We start from the raw sequence: 18,944 nt of genomic DNA, 5'->3' as shown, positions 1-18,944 counted from the left end.
CCGGAAGCGGACGTAGGGCGACGCCCCCGCCGCGATGACGGGGGCGCCGGACAAGCAGGGGGAGAGAAGGACTACCTGGTCGAGCAGCTCTGCTTGCGCACTTCACCCCAGGTGATCGGCCCGGGCCACTGCGCTCGGATGGCGAAACACTGGTTCTTCTGCGCGGCTTCGCGGATCTTGTAGATGAAGGAGGCGATGCCGGTCACGACCGCCACCTTGCAGATCAGCTTGACCCGCTTCTCCTTGATCTTGTCGCAGACGTACTTGAGCACCTCGGCGGCGGCGGCCGCGCCGCCGTACAGCCAGGCGTTGTGGATCCTCTTGGTGACGGTCCGCGAGAAGATGACCCTGCACATGGCCTTCCACCAGGTGCACTGCAGCTTCAGCGCCGGATCGGCGACCACGGGGTAGGCGGCGCCCGCGTGGTTGACGGTCTGAACCAGCGTCATGCCCTCGACGCGGTAGGTGGTGGGAACGGGGTTGCCGTTGGCGTCCTTGGCCCACGGAGCGTCGATCTCACCGAGGTAGACCTCCTCGTTGTAGATCAGCACCGTCGAGCCGTCCTCGTCCAGCTCCAGCGTGCTGTTCTCCGGAGCACTGATCGGGAAGCGGTACTCGGTCGGCGCCGAGGAGTCCTTGATCACGGTCAGCACGCGGGCCACCTGGCCGGTGCGGTTGTGCGCGAAGGCGACGCTCGGCTGCTTGGCCGCGTAGGTCACCAGGCCGGGCAGCGGCTGGTTGCCGGTGCCCACCGCGTCGGGGGTGCCGATGCCGATGTCGGAGTCGCTCACGGTCGCCGTGAGCGAGTTGTCGACGGCGGTGGAGGCCGCGAAGGGCTGCTGGGTGTTGCCTTCGGGGATCTCCGTGGGCGGCGTGGTCTTGGCCTCCTCGACGATGTCGGGGACGACCTGGGTCAGGGCGGCGAGGGCGGGGTCGTCGGCGGCGGTCGCCGGGATCCCCGACAGTCCGACCGAGCTGATGGTGAGGAATACCGTCGCGATGACGGCCAGTGCACGAGTGCCGATCCGCATGAATGTCCTTCCGCATGCGATGAGGGGGAGTGTGCACAAACGCCGCAAACGTAAGGATCATGGCTGTCCATCAGAGTGATCATGGATGGCTGGACGGTAAACGTTTCCCATCCAGAACGATCATCCGTCCCGAGAGTGAAACGGTCCGTGAGCTCGCGCGGGACGGGGACCGTCGCCTTCTCGCGCCGCGTGAACGAGCGGTGACCGTACGCCTGCCGCAGCCTGGGAGCCCCTCTCGTTCGGGCTCGCCTCGGCCGACGAACCGGTCGCTGCCGCCGCCGCCGTCGGATGGGCCGGCGTGACGGGCGCCCTGAGACGATCAACCGGGCGTTGACCTGGTGTTACGTGATCGTGACTTGACCCTCGAAGTTACGTGCATGTTTCATGGGCCCAGCGCCGTAAACGTTTACAGCTTCTTTACTGTAAACGTTTACAAACCGAGAGGGAGGGCAGCCTTGGCCGAGGGACCCACGATCAACACGATCGCCGAACGGGCCGGGGTGTCGATCGCCTCCGTCTCGCGGGTGCTCAACGGCCTGCCCACCCGGCAGGAGACGGTCCGCAAGGTGCTGGCCGCCGCGGAGGAGCTCGGCTACGTGCGCAACGCCGTGGCCAGGAGCCTCAAGTCGCGCCGCACCAACCAGGTCGCCTTCGCCATGGCCGACATCGGCAACCCCGTCTACCTGGCGATGGTGCGGCAGATCCAGCCGGTGCTCAAGGCGGCTGGATACCGGCTCGTCCTGCACTCCACCGACGCCATCGTGGCCGACGAGATCGACGTGCTGCACAGCCTCGGCGAGCGTTACGTCGACGGGCTGATCATGAGTCCGCTGCGCGTCACCGACGAGCACCTGAAGACGATCGCGACTGCACGGGCGCCCGTCGTCATCATCGGTTCGGTGCCGGACGGCACGCGGGTCGACAACGTCAGGGCCGACTCGCGCACCGGCGTCAGGCTCGCCATCGACCATCTTCACGGCCTCGGCCGCCGCAGGATCGGTTTCCTCAACGGCCCGCTCGACACGGTTCCCGGTGCGGCGCGCGCCGCCGCCTACAGGGAGGCGCTGAAGGAGCGCGGCCTGCCGTACGACGAGGGGATCGTCGAGGTCGGCGACTTCTACCGGGCCGAGGGGGCGCGCGCGGCGCGCGCCCTGCTCGACCGGGCGGCCGGTGTGGACGCGCTGATGTGCGCCAACGACCTGATCGCGCTGGGCGCGCTCGACGTGCTGCGCGCGGCGGGACTGCGGGTGCCCGAGGACGTGGCGGTGGTCGGCATGGACGACACCGACCTGGCCGCCGCCTCGTGGCCGTCCCTGACGAGCGTCTCGCTGGGCTCCGCAGAACGCGGCAAGGCCGCCGCCGAGCTGCTGCTCGACCGGCTCAACGACATGGACAGGGAACCGCGGCTGGTCACGGTGCCGCCCGTGCTCGTCGTCAGGGCCTCCACGGCCGGCGAAGGCGCCGAGCGGAGACCGGTCTCCGCCGGACAGGCGCTCTCCGCGGGAGGGGAGGCGTCCACTCCCCGGGCGGGTTCCCCCAGCCGGACGACAGGACCAGGACCTGACCGGGAGAGCACGGGGGAAGCCGCCGTCACCGCAGTACCCGTCCAAGCCGCACCACAGCCGAAGGGAGGCACGCCATGACGGCGGTCGCGACCAGACCCTCGCGCACCTCGCCGAACCCGCGCCGCAAGGTCCGTTCGAGGCAGGGCCGCGAGACGCTGCTGCTGATGCTCCCCGCGCTGGTGCCGGTGCTGCTGTTCAGCGTCGGCCCGCTGCTGTACGGCATCGGCCTCGCCTTCACCGACGCGCGCGCGGGCCGTAACGCGGTCTACGAGTTCGTGGGCCCGCAGAACTTCGTCGACCTGCTGTCGGACGCCGACTTCTGGTCCTCCTTCAGGATCGGCCTGATCTGGGCGGTCTCGGTCACGGGCCTGCAGTTCCTGCTCTCGCTCGGCCTGGCCATCCTGCTGAACCAGAACCTGCGGTTCAGGGGCCTGGCCAGGGTCCTCGCGGTCGTGCCGTGGGCGATGCCGCCCGTGGTGATCGGCCTGATGTGGCGCCTGGTCTACCACCCCGACGCGGGCATTCTCAACAGCATGCTCGGCACCGACATCGACTGGCTCGCCGACTTCTCGCTGGCGCTGCCCGCCGTGATCGTGATGGGCGTCTGGAGCGGCATGCCGCAGACCACCGTGGTTCTGCTGGCAGGGCTCCAGGGCGTGCCGAAGGAACTGTACGAGGCGGTCGAGGTCGACGGCGCGGGCACCTGGCGCAGGTTCTGGAACATCACACTGCCGCAGCTGCGGCCCGTGATCGTGGCCATCACCTCGCTCGACTTCGTGTGGAACATCAACCAGTTCAGCCTCGTCTACGTGCTCACCCAGGGCGGTCCTGGAGGTCAGACGCGGCTGCCCATGCTCTTCGCCTACGAGCAGGCCTTCCGCTACGGCTTCTTCGGCTACGCGGCGGCGCTGGGCGTGGCGACCATGATCGTCGTGCTCGCGGTGCTCGGCGTCTATCTCTGGCGGCAGATGAGGGAGGCGTCATGAAGCAGATCCCGAAGTACGCCGCGCTCCTGGCCTACATGATCTTCCTGGTGTTCCCGCTGGTCTGGCTGCTGTCGACGGCGTTCAAGACGCCGCAGGAGATGGCCAACCTGAACCCGGCGTGGATCCCGCGCGAGCCGACCCTGAGCAACTTCGAGGCCGCCTTCACCGAGCAGGATCTGGTGGGCGCGGGCGTGCGCAGCCTCATCGTGGCGTTGTGCAGCGCGGTTCTCACCGTGGTCATCGCCCTGCCCGCGGCCTACGCCATCGCCCGCCACCGCAGTCTGGTCAGCAAGATCGCGGTCGGGTGGGTGCTGGTCAGCCAGGTCTTCCCGTTCATCCTGATCATCATCCCGCTCTTCATGGTGCTGCGGAACCTCGATCTGGTGAGCACGCTGCCCGGCCTGATCATCGTGCATGTGACGTTCACGCTGCCGTTCGCACTGTGGATGCTGCAGGGCTACGTGCGGGCGGTGCCACCCGAACTGGAGGAAGCCGCCTCCGTCGACGGCGCCGGACGCGTGCGGTCGATCGTGAGCGTGGTGGCGCCGCTACTGGCCCCCGGCGTGGTGGCCACCTTGTTGTTCTCGTTCATCTCGTCGTGGAACGAGTTCCTCTTCGCGCTCGTGGTCCTCAAGGACCCCGACGTGATGACACTGCCACTCACTCTGGTCCGCTTCACCGGGCCTGAGGGAGTGTCCAGGCTGGGTCCGCTGGCCGCCGCATCGGTCGTGGCGACGATCCCCAGCCTGATCTTCTTCGCAATCATCCAGCGACGGCTGAGGTCCGGCCTCATGGCCGGAGCGGTCAAGGGCTAGGAGGCTCTTATGCGTATCAAATCCGCTTTGGCAGTCGCGGCGATCGTCGCCATGGCGGCCGCGTGCGGCTCCGGCGGTGGCGGCGACGCCGCCGAGCCCGCCAAGTCCGGTGGCGAGCCGGTGAAGCTGAACTTCCTCAGCCTGGCCTGGCAGAAGGAGTCCGTGGCCGCCAACAAGGAGCTCGTGGACGCCTGGAACAAGGCCAACCCGAACATCCAGGTCACCTACGTCCAGGGCAGCTGGGACAACGTCAACGACCAGCTCGTCACCTCCTTCGAGGGTGGCGACGCGCCCGACGTCATCCACGACGACTCCCCCGCGCTGTCCGGCTTCGCCTCGCGCGGCTACCTGCTGGACCTGAAGGACAAGGTGCCCGCCGAGCTGAAGAGCGACATCCCCCAGTCGGCGTGGGACACCGTCACCTTCGAGGACGGCAAGGGCAACCAGGGTGTCTACGGCGTGCCGTTCCTGCAGGAGTCGCAGGTCATCATCGCCAACAAGAAGCTGCTCGACGCCGCGAAGGTGCGCGTGCCCACCGTGGACTCCCCCTGGACCTGGGACGAGTTCGCCGAGGTCAGCAAGAAGCTGACCAAGGGCGAGACGTTCGGCGTGGCGTGGCCGATGAAGTCGCCTGTCAACAAGACGCTCAACCTGGCGCTCAACTTCAACGGCACCTTCTTCCAGACCGGCGCCGACGGCAAGACCACGGTCAAGGTCGGAGCCGAGGAGAAGCAGGTGCTCCAGCGCATCCACGACCAGCTCTACAAGGACAAGTCGGCCGACCCGTCGGCGCTCGGCATGGGCACCGCCGACCCGCTGCCCGGCTTCTTCGGCGGCAAGTACGCGCTGCTGCCCGTCGGCGTCTACCTGCGCCAGCAGGTCGTGGAGCAGGCTCCCGACGGCTTCGAGTGGGTCACGCTTCCCCCGATGAAGGGCGAGACCGCCAACCAGGGCGCGGTCTCCCAGACCCTGTCGGTCTCGGCCGACAGCAAGCACCCCGAGGAGTCCATCAAGTTCATGTCGTTCTTCCTGAACGGCCCGAACCAGGCCAAGCTCGCCAAGGGCGACTGGCTGCTGCCGACCTCGCAGAAGGCCGCCGCCGACCCGTCGATCACCACTGAGGAGAACGGCTGGGACGTGGCCACCGCCTCGGCGAAGAACCTGGTCGTCGCGCCGTTCCTCAAGGTCAACGGCTTCGACGAGTGGAAGAGCAAGGTGGCCACCCCCACCCTGCAGCAGTACTACGCCAACAAGATCTCTCTCGACGAGGCGGCGGCGAAGCTGGTCGAGGAGGGCAACAAGGTGCTGGAGCGGTACTCCTCGTGACCTTGACGCAGGATCGCGCCCGAGGGTGTCTGCTCGGCCTCGCGGCCGGCGACGCCCTCGGCGCGCCCGCCGAGAACATGGAACCCGCCCAGATCGCCGCCAGATGGGGCAGGCTCACCGAGATCGAGGGCGGCGGCACCGATGACACCGAGTACGCCATCTTCGCCGCGTCCCTGCTGGTGCGACACGGCCACGAGCTGACCGCCGAGGACGTGGCCGACGCCTACCGCAGGGAGATCATCCCCGCGGTGCTCGGCCCGATGAAGGGCGCCGGCTTCTCCGAGCTCGGCACCATCCAGGCGCTCAGGCGCGGCCTCGAGCCGCCCATGACCGGGATGATCCACTCGCACGGCTGGTCGGACGGCCTGGCGATGAGGGCGGCGCCGTACGGGATCTTCTGCCCTGGCGATCCCGCGGAGGCGGCGCGGCTGATCGAGCAGGACGGCCTGGTCAGCGGCGAGGGAGAGGGCATCAACGGCGGCAGGGCGGTGGCCGCGGCCGTGGCGGCCTCGATGGCGGGGGCCGCTCCTGAGGAGGCGGTCGACGCGGGACTGGCCGCGATCCCCGAGGACTCGTGGACCGCGCGCACCATCGCCAGGGCGCGCCCGCTCAGGGACTCACCCGAGCGGCTGCACGAGGCCGTGGTGATCAGGCACTACCCGTGGACCGACCTCGCGCCCGAGGCCGTGGCGCTGGCGTTCGCCGCCTACCTGCACGGCGAAGGCGACGTGGAGGAGTCGGTGACGTACGCGGTCAGTCTCGGCCGCGACGCCGACACCATCGGCGCCATCGCGGGCGCGCTGTCGGGCGCGGGACAGGGCGAGGGCGGCGTGCCCGCCAGGTGGGCCGAGCGCATCGGCCCCGCCACCGGCAAGTGTCTGCCGGTGGTCGCGGGCAGGCACGTGCTCGACGTCGCGGACGAGCTGGCGAGAGGACTCTAGGACAACACATGTCGGGGGACAGGATCACAGGCGCGTTCGTCGGCCTGGCCGTGGGCGACGCGGCGGGCTGGCCGGCCGCCAGGCATCGCTCCGCGCTGCACGCGCCGTGGAGCAGGCGGCTGCACCGCGAGCTCGACGCCTTCGCCGAGGAGCACAGGGTCACGACGCTGCCGGTGCCGTTCGCGCTCAACCAGCAGACCGCGCCGCTGGCCGTCGGGCCTTCCGACGACGCCGAGTGGCTGGCGTGGACGGCGCTGACCATCGCGCAGGACAGGGTGAGGGCCTTCCTCGACCTGGCCGAGCGCGACGACCTGCGGGCGCGGATCTCGGTGACGACCGCGCTGGACAACCTGCGGCGCGGCGTCGAGCCGCCCGCCAGCGGGCACGACAACCCACACTTCTTCGACGACGCGGCCGCCGTGCGGGCCGTCGCGTTCGGCGCCACGGGCCGCGACCCTGTCCCCGACGCGCGGATCACCAACGCGGGAGACGGCGTTCTCGGCGCGAAGGCGATGGCCGCGGCGGTCGGGGCGGCCGTCGAGAGCGGTTCGGCGGCCGCGGCGGTCGAGGCGGCGCTGGCCGAGCTGCCCGAGGACAGCGCGATCGGCCTCAACGCCAGGACGGCGCTGCGCGTCGCGCGCAAGGCGGGAGCGGCCTTCGCCGCGGTGCCCGAGCTCGACGCCGCGCTGATCGACCACGTCTACAGCTACGCCGTCTCCGCCTCGGTGACGGTGCCCGTCGCGCTGGCGCTGGCCGAGGTGTCGGGCGGATCGCTCGCGCAGGCCGTGCCGGCCGCCGCGTGCCTGTCGGCGGTGGCCGACTCCGCGCCCGCGCTCACCGGCGCGATCACCGGCGCCTGCGGCGGATTCTCGGTGATACCTGAGGGGTGGGCCGCCTCCGCACGGAGGCTGGCCGGGTGCTGCCTGCCCGAACTGGCCGGCAGGGATCTAGTGGATATTTCGGAGGGAATGGCATGACGCCGCTGGAAGACAAGGCCGCTGGTTGCGTGGCGGGAGCGGCGGTCGGTGACGCCCTCGGCGGCGCCACCGAAGGCTGGACTCCCGAGCAGATCACGCAGCGGTACGGCGGGACGGTCGAGGGGGTCGTGCCGCCCTTCAACTCCGACTGGCGCAACGCGCGGCCGATCGCGCCGTACCACAAGGGCGACGGCCACATCACCGACGACACGTTGATGACGCACGCGCTGATCCGCGTCTACGAGAAGACCGCCGGACACCTCGACGCCTATGCGATGGCCGAGCACATGGTGCCGGAGATGATGGCGCAGAAGCAGTGGATCCCCGAGCTCGAAGCCGAGGCGCTGCCGCTGCAGCGGGTCTTCCTCGCCGAGAAGTGGATCGTGGCACGCCTGCACTACGGGCACGTCGACCCGCGCGAGGCGGGCGTCGGCAACATCGTCAACTGCGGCGCCGCCATGTACGTCGCGCCGGTCGGCGTCGTCAACGCGGGCGACCCCGACGCCGCCTACGCCGAGGCGATCGACCTGACGGGGGCGCACCAGTCCTCCTACGGCCGCGAGGCCGCTGGCGTCATGGCGGGCGCGGTGGCCGAGGCCATGCGGCAGGGGGCGACGGCCGACTCGGTGGTGGCCGTGGCCTCGCGGCTGGCCAAGGACGGGACCAGGGCCGCGATCGACGCGGTGTGCTCGCGGGCTCGCGACTTCGGCCACTGGGAGGGCTCCTTCGAGGCGCTGCGCGCGGCCATGCGGCCCTACGACACCGTCGCCGACACCTACCGCGACCAGGGGCTCGGCGCCCGGCGGCCGTCCCGCGTGCACAGCATCGAGGAGCTGCCGCTGGCGCTGGCGTTCCTGCTGATCGCCAAGGGCGACTACAGGGACACCGTGCTCGGCGGGGTCAACTACGGGCGCGACGCCGACTCCATCGCCTCCATGGGCGGCGCGATCGCCGGGGCGCTCGGCGGGCTGTCGGCCGTGCCGTCCGCGTGGGTGTCGCAGGTCGGTACGGCCAGCCGTACCGACCTGGTGGCGCCCGGCGTCGCCCTCGCCGGCGTCGCGCGGAGGATCCACCGCGACGACGTGGCCAGGCGGCGCGCCCACGAGGACGCCTTCGCCGAACTGGCCGGCGAATGATCAGGCTCACCTGGGTGCAGCCCGAGGACCTGGTGGGGCACGAGCTACGCCAGGCCGCCGAGGACGGGCGCGACGTGGCGGACGTCGCGGCGCGCTGGCACGCGGCGGGCGGCCACGAAGCGCCACCCCGCGCGGGCGCCTCCCCGCCCGACGCGCTCGGGCTGCGCGGGCTGGCCGAGGAGCTGCTGGACGAGCTCTCCTCGCGCGAGTCGCCGCTGGAGGAGCCCTCCGGCCTCGCGGAGATCGTCTCCCTGTGCCCGGCCTGGCCGGTCGCCGGCGGGAGGGCAGAGCGGCCCGATCACGACAGGGTGCTGGGCGCGTGGCTGGGCAGGGCCGCAGGGTGCGTGCTCGGCAAGCCGGTGGAGAAGATCCCGCGCGAGGGCGTCAGAGCCATCGCCGAGGCCACAGGGAACTGGCCGATCCGCGGCTGGTTCACCGCGGCAGGCCTGCCGTCCGAGATCAACGAGCGGTGGCCGTGGAACCGGCGCAGCGCGGTCAACTCGCTGGCCGAGAACATCGACGGTGTACCCGAGGACGACGACCTCAACTACCCGCTGCTGGCCCTGTCGGTGCTGGAGCGGCACGGCCGCGACTTCACCACCGACGACGTGGCCAAGCTCTGGCTCGACGAGCTGCCCGCAGGCCGTACCTTCACCGCCGAGCGCGTCGCCTACCGCAATCTGCTGGCGGGCGTCGAACCGCCGGAGACCGCGACCCGCCGCAACCCGTTCCGCGAGTGGATCGGCGCGCTGATCAGGACCGACGTGTACGGCTGGGTCAACCCTGGCGACCCGGCGAAGGCCGCCGAGTACGCCTGGCGCGACGCCAGGCTCACCCACACGGCCAACGGCGTCTACGGCGCGATGTTCGTGGCCGCCATGTGCGCCCGGTCGATGGTGGCGAGCTCGGTGAAAGAGGTGGTCGAGGCGGGCCTGTCCGTGGTCCCGCCCGGTTCCAGGCTGGCTCACGCCGTACGGCAGGCCGTCGAGGACGCCGGGCGCCTGGCCGACTTCGAGCAGGTCCTCGACCGCCTGCACGAGCGGCACGGACACCTGCACTGGGTTCACACGATCAACAACGCCGCCCTGGTCGCGGCCACGCTCGTGCACGGCGACGGCGACTTCACCGCCTCGATCGCGGGTGCGGTGGCGGGCGGCTGGGACACCGACTCGGCGGGCGCGACGGTCGGCTCGATCGTCGGCGCGCTGAACGGCGGGGTGCCCGGCCAGTGGCGGATGCGCGACAGCCTGGCCAGCAGCCTGACCGGGTTCGACGGCATCGCCCTGAGTGAGCTGGCGCGGCGCACAGAGAGGATGATGGTGGCATGATCTCGGTCTTCGGCAGCGCGAACATGGATCTGGTCGCCTACGTGCCCACGGCGCCCAAGCTCGGAGAGACTGTTACGGGTCGCTCCTTCCGCACCATCCCCGGAGGGAAGGGTGCCAACCAGGCGATCGCCGCGTCCCGCGCGGGCGCGGACGTCGCCTTCCTGGGCGCGGTCGGCGACGACTCCTTCGGGGTGGTCCTGCGGGCGACCCTCGTGGAGTCGGGCGTCGACGTCAGCGTGCTACGGCAGGTGCAGGGCACCAGCGGCATCGCGCACATCGTGGTGGAGGACTCGGGCGGCAACTCGATCATCGTGGTCCCCGGCGCGAACGGCACGGTGACCGGGCCCTCGCAGGACGACCTGGAGCTCATCGCCGGCTCCTCCGCGGTGCTGCTGCAGCTGGAGCTGCCGATGGCGGCCGTGATCAGCGCGGCGAAGGCGGCCCACGCGTCGGGCGCGCCGGTGATCCTCACACCGGCTCCCGCCCAGCCGCTGCCCGCCGACCTGCTCGACGCGGTGACGCTGATCGTGCCGAACGAGCACGAGGCGGCGGCGATCACCGGCGTCGAGGACCCGGAGAAGGCGCTGGACGCGCTGCTGGAGCGGGTGCCCGAGGCGGTGATCACCCTGGGTTCCGAAGGGGCGCTGTACGGCTCGCGCGACGGGCTGCGGCTGCGGGTGCCCGCCGTCCAGGTGAAGGCGGTCGACACGACAGCGGCGGGCGACACGTTCGTCGGCGCGCTGGCGGTGGCCAGGTCGGAGGGTCTGGAGCCCGAGGAGGCGCTCCGCTTCGCCTCGGTGGCGGCCTCCATCTCCGTGCAGAGCGAAGGCGCGAGCACCTCGATGCCGACCCGCGCGCAGATCGACGCGGCGCTCGGCTGACCCCTCACCCCTTGCCGCTCACGCGCCGGCGTCCTTCGGGGAGGGGCGCCGGTCGCGGCGGCGGGGTTCGGGCAGGACAAACGCGTTCATAGTGACGGAAATGCCGGGAAAATGGGCGCATGCGTCTCCCCAGCTGGTTCGCCGAGCGTGTCGAACCCACCTCCCCAGACCAAGTACTCCGCGTCTCCACCCTTGAACTCTTCTTCGACCTGGTCTTCGTCTTCACCGTCACGCAGCTGACCACGCTTCTCGTGGACGGGTTCAAGGACGGTGCCCCCGGTGTTCAGGACCACGGCGGGCCCGCTGCGGGCGCCCTGCGGGTGCTGCTCGTGTTCGGCGTCATCTGGTGGATGTACGCCGGATACGCGTGGCTGACCAACACGATCCCGCCCGTCCGTCCCGCGCGGCGGATCCTCGTCCTGCTGGGCATGGTCGGATTCCTCATCATGGCCCTGGCCATTCCCACGGCCTTCAACGGTGGCGGGTGGGCCTTCGCGCTCGGCTACCTGATCATCGTGCTCGTCCACGCGGGACTCTACCTGCAGGCCACCGCCTCGTTCGTCCGGGTCGTACCGTTCAACCTGGCGGCCACGGCGCTGCTGTTCGCCGCCGGCTTCGTCACCGGCGTTCTCGTCTACGTCCTGTGGGTCGCCGCGATGGTGCTGCTGTGGGGCAGCCCGTACTTCATCGGGCAGAGGGGCTTCCCGCTGCACCCTGCACATATCGTGGAACGGCACGGGCTGCTGGTGATCGTGGCGCTCGGGGAGTCTGTCGTGGCGATCGGCATCGGGGCACACGGCAGCGTCGCTCCCGGCCTGCTGGTCGCGGCCACTCTGGGGCTGGTCCTCGCGGCCTGCCTGTGGTGGAGCTACTTCGGCGCTGAGGACGAGGTGGCCGCCGAACGCACGCTCGCCCTGGCCGAAGTGGTACGCCGGACCAGACTGATCCTCGGCGCGTACTTCTACGCCCACATTCCCATGCTGCTCGGCATCGTCGCGGTCGCGGCGGGTGTCAAGGAAGCGCTCGGCCACCCACTCGACCACATGCACCCCGGCCCGGCGATCGCCCTGTCGGCGGGCATCACGCTCTACCTGGTCGGTGACATGATGTACCGGCGTGTCCTCGGCATGCCCTCACGTCCGCTGCGCCGGACGGCAGCGGTGCTGGCGCCCGTGACGATCCTCCTCGGCCTGTGGACGGCCCTCTCCCAGCTCGCCGTTCTCGTCGCCCTGCTGGTCACGGCCCTCGCCGTCGAACACTTCGGCCGTTCCCCCAAGCCGGTCGTGCCCGCCGACGAACAGTAGCGAGATCACCGTCCCCCGTGGCAGGACCTGCCAGGGGAGTACGGCTCGTGGCCAACCGACCGGTTCCGGTCGTGGGCGACCACGGGCGGCCCTAGTCGCGCAGCCGCTCGGCGCACTCGTCGCGGTAGCGCTCCACCAGCGGCCGCACGCGACCGGGGTCGGCCAGCACCGCACGCGACACCGAGGGCAGCACCGACCGGCGCACGCCCGCGAAGAGTCTGGCCACGTCGGCGGGCGAGGCCCCCTGGGCGCCGAGACCGGGGGACAGGATCGGGCCGCCGAGACGGTCGAGCGGATGGCCCACCTTGTCGAGCGTGGCGCCCACGACCACCCCCACCGAACCGAGGCCGCCGGCGCCCTCGTTGGCCTCCGCCACCCCGTCGAGGATCTGGTCGGCGACCGCGCTCTGCAGGGCGCTCGCCTCGGGGTTGGAGGTGCGGGCCAGCACGAACACGCCCGCGTCGTTGCCGCGCGCGACGGCGAGGGTGCCGGCGAGCGACCCGAACCCGAGGTAGGGGCTGACGGTCAGCGCGTCGGCCGCCATCGGGCTGCCCTGCTCCAGGTACGCCTCGGCGTAGGCGGCCATCGTGGTGTCGATGTCGCCGCGCTTGGCGTCCAGGATCACCAGCGTGCCGGCCTCGCGCAGCGCGGGGATGACGCGCTCCAGCACGGCGACGCCCCTGCTGCCCCACCGTTCGTAGAAGGCCGACTGCGGCTTGACGGCGGCGGCGAGGTCACCGACCGCCTCGGCGACGGTGTGGGTGAAGCGCTCGAGGCCCGCGGGGGAGTCGTCCAGGCCCCACGCCGACAGCAGCGCGGGGCTGGGGTCGATGCCGACGCACAGCGGCCCCCGCCGCTCCATCTGCGCGCGTAACCGGCGGCCGAACGGCTCGCTCATGCCCGCGACTCTACTGGACGGCCCCCTCGGGGAGGTCGTCCTCGAGACTGTCCGACGCCTTGACCAGAGCGGTCAGCGCCCGTGCCACCGTGGCGGTCTCCATGCTCGGCCGGTCGGTGTCCGTGACCTGGTGCGGCGCGTACGGCACGTGCACGAACCCGCCTCGCAGGCCGGGCCGCTCGGTCGCGATCAGGTGCGCCAGAGCGTAGGCCACCTGGTTGCACACGAACGTGCCCGCCGTGTAGGAGACGGCCGCGGGGATCCCTTCCGCCCTGACGGCCCGCACCATCGCCTTCACCGGCAGCGTGGACAGGTAGGCGTCCGGCCCGCCCTCCACCACGGGCAGGCCGGAGGGCCGGGCGCCGGCGTTGTCGGGGATGCGCGCCTCGATGAGGTTGATCGCCACCTTCTCCACCGAGATCACCGCACGCCCGCCCGCCTGGCCCATGCACAGGACCAGCGCGGGGTCGTGCCGCTCGATCGCCTCCCGCAGCGCGGCCGGCGCGTCGGCGAACACGCACGGCAGCTCGACCGCGGTCACCCCGGGGACCAGCAGGGCGGCGTCGTAGGACGGGTTGGTCGTCTCCCCGCCGAACGGCTCGAACCCCGTGACCAGCACACGCGACATTCATCTGCTCCTTGGATGCGGCGCCTGACGTCCGGTACGAGTCTCGACCATGAGGGACAGTGGTGAGCCGGCGGGCCGGACGGCGACGGCTATCTCGGCGTGGTCACTTTCGTGGCACGCGCTCCTGGGTAGTCACCTGGCATGTACGAGATCGCCCAGCGTGTTCTCACGCTGCTGACCGAGCCGCCCAGCGAGGTCACGGTGACGATCGGGCTGCCGTTCGAGGAGCCGACAGGGGAGTGGTCCTGCCCGTACAGGATCGACGGGCTCGACGGCTGGGAGCACGAGAGGAAGGTCACCGGCGTGGACTCCCTGCAGGCGCTGGAGATCGTGCTCACCGTGGTGCGCAGCGCCCTCACGGAGTCGGCGGAGGCGCGCGAGGGGTTGCTGGTGTGGGAGGAGTTCACCTGACCAGGCGGCGCCAGCGCGGGATCTCGGTCACCACGGTCGCGGCGGCCAGCACCGACACGACGGCCGCGACGGCGGGCGCCCACGCCACCCACGACGCCGCCACGGCGGCGACCAGCTGCAGCGCCACCAGCAGGATCGTCACGAAACCCGGCACGGCGACGATCACCTGACGCTTGTCGCCGGGGGTGGCGAAGACCGTCGGCAGCCCGATGAGCACGATGACGGACAGTACCGCCAGCGCCACGGAGTGCGGCGCCAACGCCCATGGCGTGGCGATCCAGGCGGCCAACTCGGTGGTGAATCGAAGTGCGGAGCCGATTCCGGCTTTTTCAGGCACCCGGAAACCCTACTATGTGCCGTTATGTCTGACGTAAGACTGTTGGAGCTCAGGGCGCGTACCCGTGAACGCCCCCCAGGACCCGAGATGGTGCGGGTCATCGACCTGACCAGCCCCTCGGGGCTGCGCCTGCGCCGCTACCACCCCGCCGAGCGACCGCGCCCGCTGGTCGTGTACCTGCACGGTGGTGGCTGGGTCTTCGGCGATCTGGAGACCCACGACAGGACCTGCCGCAGGATCGCGCGGGAGTGCGACGTCGAGGTGCTGGCCGTCGACTACCGGCTCGCCCCCGAGAACCCCTGCCCCGCCGCCCTCGACGACGCGGTCGAGGTGCTGCGCTGGACCAGGCCCGTGGCGGTCGCGGGAGACAGTTCGGGCGGCTACCTGGCCACGATGGCGTGCATGCGGCTGCGCGACGAGGGTTGCGCGATGCCGGCGCTCCAGGTGCTGCTGTGCCCGAACACCGACCTCACGCTCTCCTGCCCGAGCGTCGTCTCCAAGGGCTCGGGCTTCGGCCTGGACGCCGAGACGCTGGAATGGTTCGTGGCCCAGTGGGTGCCCGACCCCGCCCTGCGCCCCGCCGCCAGCCCGCTGCTGTCGCCCAACCTGTACGGCATGCCGACCACGCTCCTGGTGACCGCGGAGAACGACGCGCTGCGCGACGAGGGCGACGCCTACGCCGCCAAGCTGGCCGAGGCGGGCGTGAAGGTCGTCCACCGGCAGGAGCCGGGGCTGGCGCACGGCTTCATCCAGGAGGCCGCCCCCGAGGCAGGGCCGGCCTGCGAGCGGGTCTTCTCCGACATCAAGGCCCTGATCCCGCGTTGAGGCTCATGCCGGATAATGCCCGGCATGAGCCTCCCCCGCCTGATCGCCACGGACCTCGATGGCACGCTGCTCGACCCCTCGGGCGCGGTCACCCCCCGCACCCGCCGCGCACTCAGGACGGCCAGGCAGGCGGGCGCGGAGGTGGTGTTCGTCACCGCCAGGCCGCCGCGCGCCATCGAGCGGATCGCCGAGGAGACCGGCGTGTCGGGCACGGCGATCTGCAGCAACGGGGCGGTCGTCTACGACATCGCCGCGGGCCGGATCCTCGCGACCCACCCGCTCGGCCTTGAGGACGCCCGCACGGTCGCGCGGACCCTCTCCGAGGCGCTGCCGGGCGTCGCGTTCGCGATCGAGACGGGCACCGGCGTGCTGTTCGAGCCCGGGTACGGCAAGCACGTCCCCGCCGACCTGCCCTACCGCAGGCAGGTCGAGTCGGTGTGGTCGGCCACGGAGCCCGTGGTGAAGCTGCTGGCCTGGTCCAGCGAGCACCACGCCGACGAGATGTTCACCGCGGCCGTCGCCGCCGTCGACGGCCAGGCCGAGATCACCCACTCGGGCGCCGGCGGGCTGCTGGAGATCAGCGCGGCGGGGGTGACCAAGGCGGGCACGCTGGCCGGACTGTGCGAGGAGCGCGGCATCGCCCCCTCGGCCGTGGTGGCGTTCGGCGACATGCCCAACGACCTGGCCGTTCTGGCCTACGCGGGGACGGGCTACGCGATGGCCAACTCCCACCACACCGTGCTGGCCGCGATCGAGCGCCACACCCTGTCGAACGCGGAGGACGGGGTCGCCGTCGTGCTGGAGGGCTACTTCACGCCGTGAACTCCTCCTGGGCGGCCATGACCTCGTCGGCGTGCTCGAACGCCCACTCACCGAACGCCTCGATCGGCCCGAGCATGCTGCGCCCCAGGTCCGTCAGTGCGTACTCCACCCTGGGCGGCGCCTCGGCGTAGGCGGCCCTGGAGACGATCCCGTTGAACTCCAGGCGCCGCAGCGTCTCGTTCAGCACCTTGGGGCTGATCCCGCCGATCCGTCTGCGCAGCTCGGCCGGACGGCTCGGCCCGTCGCGCAGCGCCCACACCACGACGGCGTTCCACGTGTTGGCGAGCAGGTCGAAGGCAAGCCTGGCCTGGCAGTCGGCGAGGAACATCGCGGCACGCACCAATCGGTATCCATTGGATTTTCTACCTTCGTCCTTACTTACACCTTCGAGGAGGACGCATGCGTATCGGCATTCTCGGCGCGGGCGGCATGGCCGACGCCCTCGGCACCCAGTGGCGTCGCGCGGGACACCAGGTGATGACCAGCAGCAGGAGGAATGAGGGCTCCTTCGCCCGGGCGATGGAGTACGGCGACGCCGTGCTGCTCGCCGTCCCCTCCCACGCGGCGCTCGACGTCGTGGACGGGTCACTGAAGGGCAAGGTGCTCATCGACTGCACGAACCCGAGCGTGGGGGGCGAGCTGACCGGCGACCACCCGCTGGCCGAGCGGGTCGCGGTCGCCACGGGAGCGCGGGTGGTCAAGGCGTTCAACCTGTGCCACGTGGACGTCTGGCGGATGACGCCGCCGCTGTTCGGCGGGCGCCCGCTGGCCGTACCCCTGTGCGGTGACGACGAGGAGGCGCTCGCGGTGGCCAGGGGGCTGGTCGAGGACCTCGGGTGCACGCCGTTCGACGGCGGGGGGCTGGCCAGGGCCGCGCTGCTGGAGGTGACCGCCGCCTTCATGATCGGGCTGTGGTTCAAGGGGCTGGACGCCCAGGCCATCGCGCCGCCGCTGTGACGACTACACCCGTCGGTGTAGTCGCGATGACGACGGGCGGAGGATGTCGCCGAAGAGCGCCGCCAAGATGCTGGCAGACATGGTCAAATACCTCACCCCCTTCAAGATCCTTGCCCTGGTCAACGTGGCGGCGGTGCTCCTCCAGGCCGTCACGGCCGGTCAGCTGCTCAGCGGCGGCGGCAAGGCGCTCCACGGCATGGGCGCGGGCGGCGTCCATGCCGCGGGGCTGCTCCTGCTGATCGTCGGCGTCCTGGTGTGGCGTCCGGGACGGGGGCCGGGCCGGCCCGCTCTGGCAAGCCTGGCGGTCCTGCTGCTGGGCTTCGTCCAGTCGGCCACGGGAGGTTCGGGCGCGACGGCGCTCCACGTGCCGCTCGGCATGACGATCATGGGCCTGAGCGTGTGGCTGGCGGTGTGGGCGTTCACGCCCTCGCGTTCGGCACGCACTGTGTCACCTTGAGACCCGTGACATCGCGCGAGCCGTCCCGGCGCCCCCTCTCTCTACTTGATTGGCCCCATATCGCGAAGAAAGGCCGATAAAAGTCCATATGGGCTTTGACTCCGGGGAGACGATCAGCATGCTTGCCTCATGAGGGACGTACAGGTGATCGTCGGGCCGGGTCTGGCGGCCGACTGGGCATTGCTGGGGGAAGTGGCCGAACGCGAGTTCGCGGCGCTCGGCGTGAGCGGGGCGCTGCGACACGCCCGCGACGCCGTCGAGGCTCGCGCCCTCCTCTCCAGTACGGCGGGCGGCCCCGTCGTGGCGATCCCAGGACCCTCGGGTGAGCTGCGCGATCTCATGGGCTCGGTCGAGGGGGTCGTCTGGTGCGACTTCAGCCGGGTGCGTCAGATCGAGGGAGCCGCCCACATCCACGGCAGGGGAATCGACGGGCTGGCGTGGGCGATCAGGCACGCCGTCCACCAGGACCGGCAGCGGCCGCTGCGCGTCAGGTACGGCAAGCATCCCGAGCAGTGGGGCGACCTGCACCTGCCCGCCCACGGCACCGCGGATCTCCCCCTGCCCGTCGTCGCGCTCGTCCACGGCGGGTACTGGCGCTCGGTGTGGGCCGCCGACCTGATGGACGCACTCTGCGCCGACCTGACCGCGCGCGGGTTCGCCGCGTGGAACCTGGAGTACCGCCGCCCCGACCTGCACGGCTGGGACGCCACGACCGCCGACGTCGCTGACGGCCTCGGCGCGCTGTCCGGCGTCGCGGCCTCGCTGTCCGGCGCCCGGCTCGACCTGGGAAGGGTCGCGGTCGTCGGACACTCGGCGGGCGCGCAGCTCGCGTTGCGGGCGGCGGCCGACAGCGCGAAGGTGGCCATGGCCGTGTCGCTGGCAGGGGTGCTCGACCTGGTGGAGGGGGATCGGCGCCACCTCAGCTCGGGCGCGGTGGCCGCCGCCCTCGGCGGGCCCGCGCGCGGCGACTGCGGGTCGCCGCACGCGACGTACGCCGAGTCGAGCCCGCTGTTGCGGCTGCCGCTGGGAGTGCCGCAGCTCATCGTGCAGGGATCGGGCGACGACCTCGACCTGATCGACTTCAGCCGCAGGTACGCCAGGGCGGCCGAGGCGGCAGGAGACGAGGTGACCTACATGGAGATGTCGGGCGACCACTTCGCGGTGATCTCGCCCCGCACGCCCATCTGGCGCACCACGGCCCTGGCCATCGCCGACCGCCTCGCCGGCGACAAACCCGCGAAACCAGCCTGAGGCCCGCCCCTCTCGCGCCCGGCGGCTTCGCCCGCCGGGCGGATCCTGGGTACGTGGTGCCGTGACGC

General features: G+C 71.2%; 21 protein-coding genes. 16 read left to right on the top strand and 5 right to left on the bottom strand.

What is annotated here, in order from left to right:
- Positions 1-71: 71 nt before the first annotated feature.
- Positions 72-1,031 (bottom strand): hypothetical protein, encoded by a 960-nt coding sequence (locus tag AC3EO4_RS36750; protein ID WP_431900060.1) that lies wholly within the window; start codon positions 1,029-1,031, stop codon positions 72-74.
- Between the two features lie 455 nt (positions 1,032-1,486).
- Here AC3EO4_RS36750 and AC3EO4_RS36745 point away from each other — a divergent pair, with 455 nt between their 5' ends.
- The 10 genes from AC3EO4_RS36745 (at position 1,487) to AC3EO4_RS36700 (ending at position 12,290) form a co-directional block, all read left to right on the top strand.
- Positions 1,487-2,674 (top strand): LacI family DNA-binding transcriptional regulator, encoded by a 1,188-nt coding sequence (locus AC3EO4_RS36745; RefSeq protein WP_431900058.1) that lies wholly within the window; start codon positions 1,487-1,489, stop codon positions 2,672-2,674.
- Positions 2,671-3,582, top strand: coding sequence for a carbohydrate ABC transporter permease (locus AC3EO4_RS36740; protein ID WP_379571844.1), 912 nt, complete (start codon positions 2,671-2,673; stop codon positions 3,580-3,582). Before AC3EO4_RS36745 ends, AC3EO4_RS36740 begins: the two co-directional genes overlap by 4 nt.
- Complete coding sequence (locus tag AC3EO4_RS36735; protein WP_379571842.1) at positions 3,579-4,397, top strand: carbohydrate ABC transporter permease; 819 nt, start codon at positions 3,579-3,581, stop codon at positions 4,395-4,397. The genes AC3EO4_RS36740 and AC3EO4_RS36735 overlap by 4 nt, the downstream gene beginning before the upstream one ends.
- A 9-nt stretch (positions 4,398-4,406) precedes the next feature.
- Entirely contained in the window at positions 4,407-5,723 is a 1,317-nt protein-coding gene (locus tag AC3EO4_RS36730) for an ABC transporter substrate-binding protein (RefSeq protein ID WP_431900056.1), read from the top strand.
- A complete protein-coding gene (locus tag AC3EO4_RS36725; protein ID WP_431900054.1) occupies positions 5,720-6,664 on the top strand; it encodes an ADP-ribosylglycohydrolase family protein in 945 nt (314 codons plus the stop codon). Before AC3EO4_RS36730 ends, AC3EO4_RS36725 begins: the two co-directional genes overlap by 4 nt.
- A gap of 8 nt (positions 6,665-6,672) precedes the next feature.
- A complete protein-coding gene (locus AC3EO4_RS36720; RefSeq protein WP_379571836.1) occupies positions 6,673-7,641 on the top strand; it encodes an ADP-ribosylglycohydrolase family protein in 969 nt (322 codons plus the stop codon).
- Positions 7,638-8,777: an ADP-ribosylglycohydrolase family protein gene (locus AC3EO4_RS36715; protein ID WP_379571834.1), complete on the top strand. Its 1,140-nt coding sequence runs from the start codon at positions 7,638-7,640 to the stop codon at positions 8,775-8,777. Before AC3EO4_RS36720 ends, AC3EO4_RS36715 begins: the two co-directional genes overlap by 4 nt.
- The gene (locus AC3EO4_RS36710) at positions 8,774-10,105 is read left to right on the top strand and encodes an ADP-ribosylglycohydrolase family protein (protein ID WP_431900053.1); all 1,332 of its coding nucleotides are present in this window, start codon (positions 8,774-8,776) and stop codon (positions 10,103-10,105) included. Before AC3EO4_RS36715 ends, AC3EO4_RS36710 begins: the two co-directional genes overlap by 4 nt.
- Positions 10,102-10,986 (top strand): ribokinase, encoded by an 885-nt coding sequence (gene rbsK, locus AC3EO4_RS36705; RefSeq protein WP_379571830.1) that lies wholly within the window; start codon positions 10,102-10,104, stop codon positions 10,984-10,986. The genes AC3EO4_RS36710 and rbsK overlap by 4 nt, the downstream gene beginning before the upstream one ends.
- Positions 10,987-11,105: 119 nt before the next feature.
- The gene (locus tag AC3EO4_RS36700) at positions 11,106-12,290 is read left to right on the top strand and encodes a low temperature requirement protein A (RefSeq protein ID WP_379571828.1); all 1,185 of its coding nucleotides are present in this window, start codon (positions 11,106-11,108) and stop codon (positions 12,288-12,290) included.
- A gap of 91 nt (positions 12,291-12,381) precedes the next feature.
- Here AC3EO4_RS36700 and pyrF read toward each other — a convergent pair whose 3' ends face one another.
- Positions 12,382-13,188: an orotidine-5'-phosphate decarboxylase gene (pyrF, locus tag AC3EO4_RS36695; RefSeq protein ID WP_379571826.1), complete on the bottom strand. Its 807-nt coding sequence runs from the start codon at positions 13,186-13,188 to the stop codon at positions 12,382-12,384.
- Between the two features lie 10 nt (positions 13,189-13,198).
- Complete coding sequence (gene pcp, locus AC3EO4_RS36690) at positions 13,199-13,816, bottom strand: pyroglutamyl-peptidase I (RefSeq protein WP_379571824.1); 618 nt, start codon at positions 13,814-13,816, stop codon at positions 13,199-13,201.
- A 141-nt stretch (positions 13,817-13,957) separates the two neighbouring features.
- On the opposite strand from pcp, the gene AC3EO4_RS36685 reads away from it, so the two are divergent.
- On the top strand, positions 13,958-14,227 hold the full coding sequence (locus AC3EO4_RS36685; RefSeq protein WP_379571822.1) for a DUF6968 family protein: 270 nt from the start codon (positions 13,958-13,960) through the stop codon (positions 14,225-14,227).
- Here the strand turns inward: AC3EO4_RS36685 and AC3EO4_RS36680 are convergent.
- Positions 14,220-14,564 carry a hypothetical protein gene (locus AC3EO4_RS36680; RefSeq protein ID WP_431900051.1) on the bottom strand — a complete coding sequence of 115 codons (345 nt, stop codon included), beginning with the start codon at positions 14,562-14,564 and terminating at the stop codon, positions 14,220-14,222. The two genes, AC3EO4_RS36685 and AC3EO4_RS36680, sit on opposite strands and share 8 nt — an antisense overlap.
- Before the next feature lie 24 nt (positions 14,565-14,588).
- On the opposite strand from AC3EO4_RS36680, the gene AC3EO4_RS36675 reads away from it, so the two are divergent.
- Positions 14,589-15,389 carry an alpha/beta hydrolase gene (locus tag AC3EO4_RS36675; RefSeq protein ID WP_431900049.1) on the top strand — a complete coding sequence of 267 codons (801 nt, stop codon included), beginning with the start codon at positions 14,589-14,591 and terminating at the stop codon, positions 15,387-15,389.
- Positions 15,390-15,413: 24 nt separating this feature from the next.
- Entirely contained in the window at positions 15,414-16,211 is a 798-nt protein-coding gene (locus AC3EO4_RS36670; protein WP_379571817.1) for a Cof-type HAD-IIB family hydrolase, read from the top strand.
- Here AC3EO4_RS36670 and AC3EO4_RS36665 read toward each other — a convergent pair.
- On the bottom strand, positions 16,201-16,551 hold the full coding sequence (locus AC3EO4_RS36665) for a winged helix-turn-helix transcriptional regulator (protein WP_379571815.1): 351 nt from the start codon (positions 16,549-16,551) through the stop codon (positions 16,201-16,203). The genes AC3EO4_RS36670 and AC3EO4_RS36665 overlap by 11 nt on opposite strands.
- Before the next feature lie 59 nt (positions 16,552-16,610).
- Between AC3EO4_RS36665 and AC3EO4_RS36660 the strand changes: the two genes are divergently transcribed.
- From AC3EO4_RS36660 to AC3EO4_RS36650, 3 genes are all read left to right on the top strand, one after another.
- Positions 16,611-17,168, top strand: a complete 558-nt coding sequence (locus AC3EO4_RS36660; RefSeq protein ID WP_431900047.1) for an NADPH-dependent F420 reductase — start codon at positions 16,611-16,613, stop codon at positions 17,166-17,168.
- Between the two features lie 79 nt (positions 17,169-17,247).
- Positions 17,248-17,625 carry a hypothetical protein gene (locus AC3EO4_RS36655; RefSeq protein ID WP_431900044.1) on the top strand — a complete coding sequence of 126 codons (378 nt, stop codon included), beginning with the start codon at positions 17,248-17,250 and terminating at the stop codon, positions 17,623-17,625.
- Positions 17,626-17,754: 129 nt separating this feature from the next.
- Positions 17,755-18,876, top strand: a complete 1,122-nt coding sequence (locus tag AC3EO4_RS36650; RefSeq protein WP_379571809.1) for an alpha/beta hydrolase family protein — start codon at positions 17,755-17,757, stop codon at positions 18,874-18,876.
- The last annotated feature ends 68 nt before the right edge of the window (positions 18,877-18,944 follow it).

This window comes from Nonomuraea sp. bgisy101 (assembly GCF_057708945.1).
The sequence above is the reverse complement of the archived record's forward strand: the minus strand, read 5'-3'. Positions and strand labels throughout refer to the sequence as shown.

What these genes read in the sequence shown, in the direction of transcription:
- AC3EO4_RS36670 (WP_379571817.1), top strand. Translation starts at nt 15,414, where the DNA reads ATGAGCCTCCCCCGCCTGATCGCCACGGACCTCGATGGCACGCTGCTC.
- AC3EO4_RS36750 (WP_431900060.1), bottom strand. Translation starts at nt 1,031, where the DNA reads ATGCGGATCGGCACTCGTGCACTGGCCGTCATCGCGACGGTATTCCTC.
- pyrF (WP_379571826.1), bottom strand. Translation starts at nt 13,188, where the DNA reads ATGAGCGAGCCGTTCGGCCGCCGGTTACGCGCGCAGATGGAGCGGCGG.
- AC3EO4_RS36685 (WP_379571822.1), top strand. Translation starts at nt 13,958, where the DNA reads ATGTACGAGATCGCCCAGCGTGTTCTCACGCTGCTGACCGAGCCGCCC.
- pcp (WP_379571824.1), bottom strand. Translation starts at nt 13,816, where the DNA reads ATGTCGCGTGTGCTGGTCACGGGGTTCGAGCCGTTCGGCGGGGAGACG.
- rbsK (WP_379571830.1), top strand. Translation starts at nt 10,102, where the DNA reads ATGATCTCGGTCTTCGGCAGCGCGAACATGGATCTGGTCGCCTACGTG.
- AC3EO4_RS36660 (WP_431900047.1), top strand. Translation starts at nt 16,611, where the DNA reads ATGCGTATCGGCATTCTCGGCGCGGGCGGCATGGCCGACGCCCTCGGC.
- AC3EO4_RS36740 (WP_379571844.1), top strand. Translation starts at nt 2,671, where the DNA reads ATGACGGCGGTCGCGACCAGACCCTCGCGCACCTCGCCGAACCCGCGC.
- AC3EO4_RS36655 (WP_431900044.1), top strand. Translation starts at nt 17,248, where the DNA reads ATGGTCAAATACCTCACCCCCTTCAAGATCCTTGCCCTGGTCAACGTG.
- AC3EO4_RS36720 (WP_379571836.1), top strand. Translation starts at nt 6,673, where the DNA reads ATGTCGGGGGACAGGATCACAGGCGCGTTCGTCGGCCTGGCCGTGGGC.
- AC3EO4_RS36730 (WP_431900056.1), top strand. Translation starts at nt 4,407, where the DNA reads ATGCGTATCAAATCCGCTTTGGCAGTCGCGGCGATCGTCGCCATGGCG.
- AC3EO4_RS36650 (WP_379571809.1), top strand. Translation starts at nt 17,755, where the DNA reads ATGAGGGACGTACAGGTGATCGTCGGGCCGGGTCTGGCGGCCGACTGG.
- AC3EO4_RS36715 (WP_379571834.1), top strand. Translation starts at nt 7,638, where the DNA reads ATGACGCCGCTGGAAGACAAGGCCGCTGGTTGCGTGGCGGGAGCGGCG.
- AC3EO4_RS36700 (WP_379571828.1), top strand. Translation starts at nt 11,106, where the DNA reads ATGCGTCTCCCCAGCTGGTTCGCCGAGCGTGTCGAACCCACCTCCCCA.
- AC3EO4_RS36735 (WP_379571842.1), top strand. Translation starts at nt 3,579, where the DNA reads ATGAAGCAGATCCCGAAGTACGCCGCGCTCCTGGCCTACATGATCTTC.
- AC3EO4_RS36675 (WP_431900049.1), top strand. Translation starts at nt 14,589, where the DNA reads ATGTCTGACGTAAGACTGTTGGAGCTCAGGGCGCGTACCCGTGAACGC.
- AC3EO4_RS36710 (WP_431900053.1), top strand. Translation starts at nt 8,774, where the DNA reads ATGATCAGGCTCACCTGGGTGCAGCCCGAGGACCTGGTGGGGCACGAG.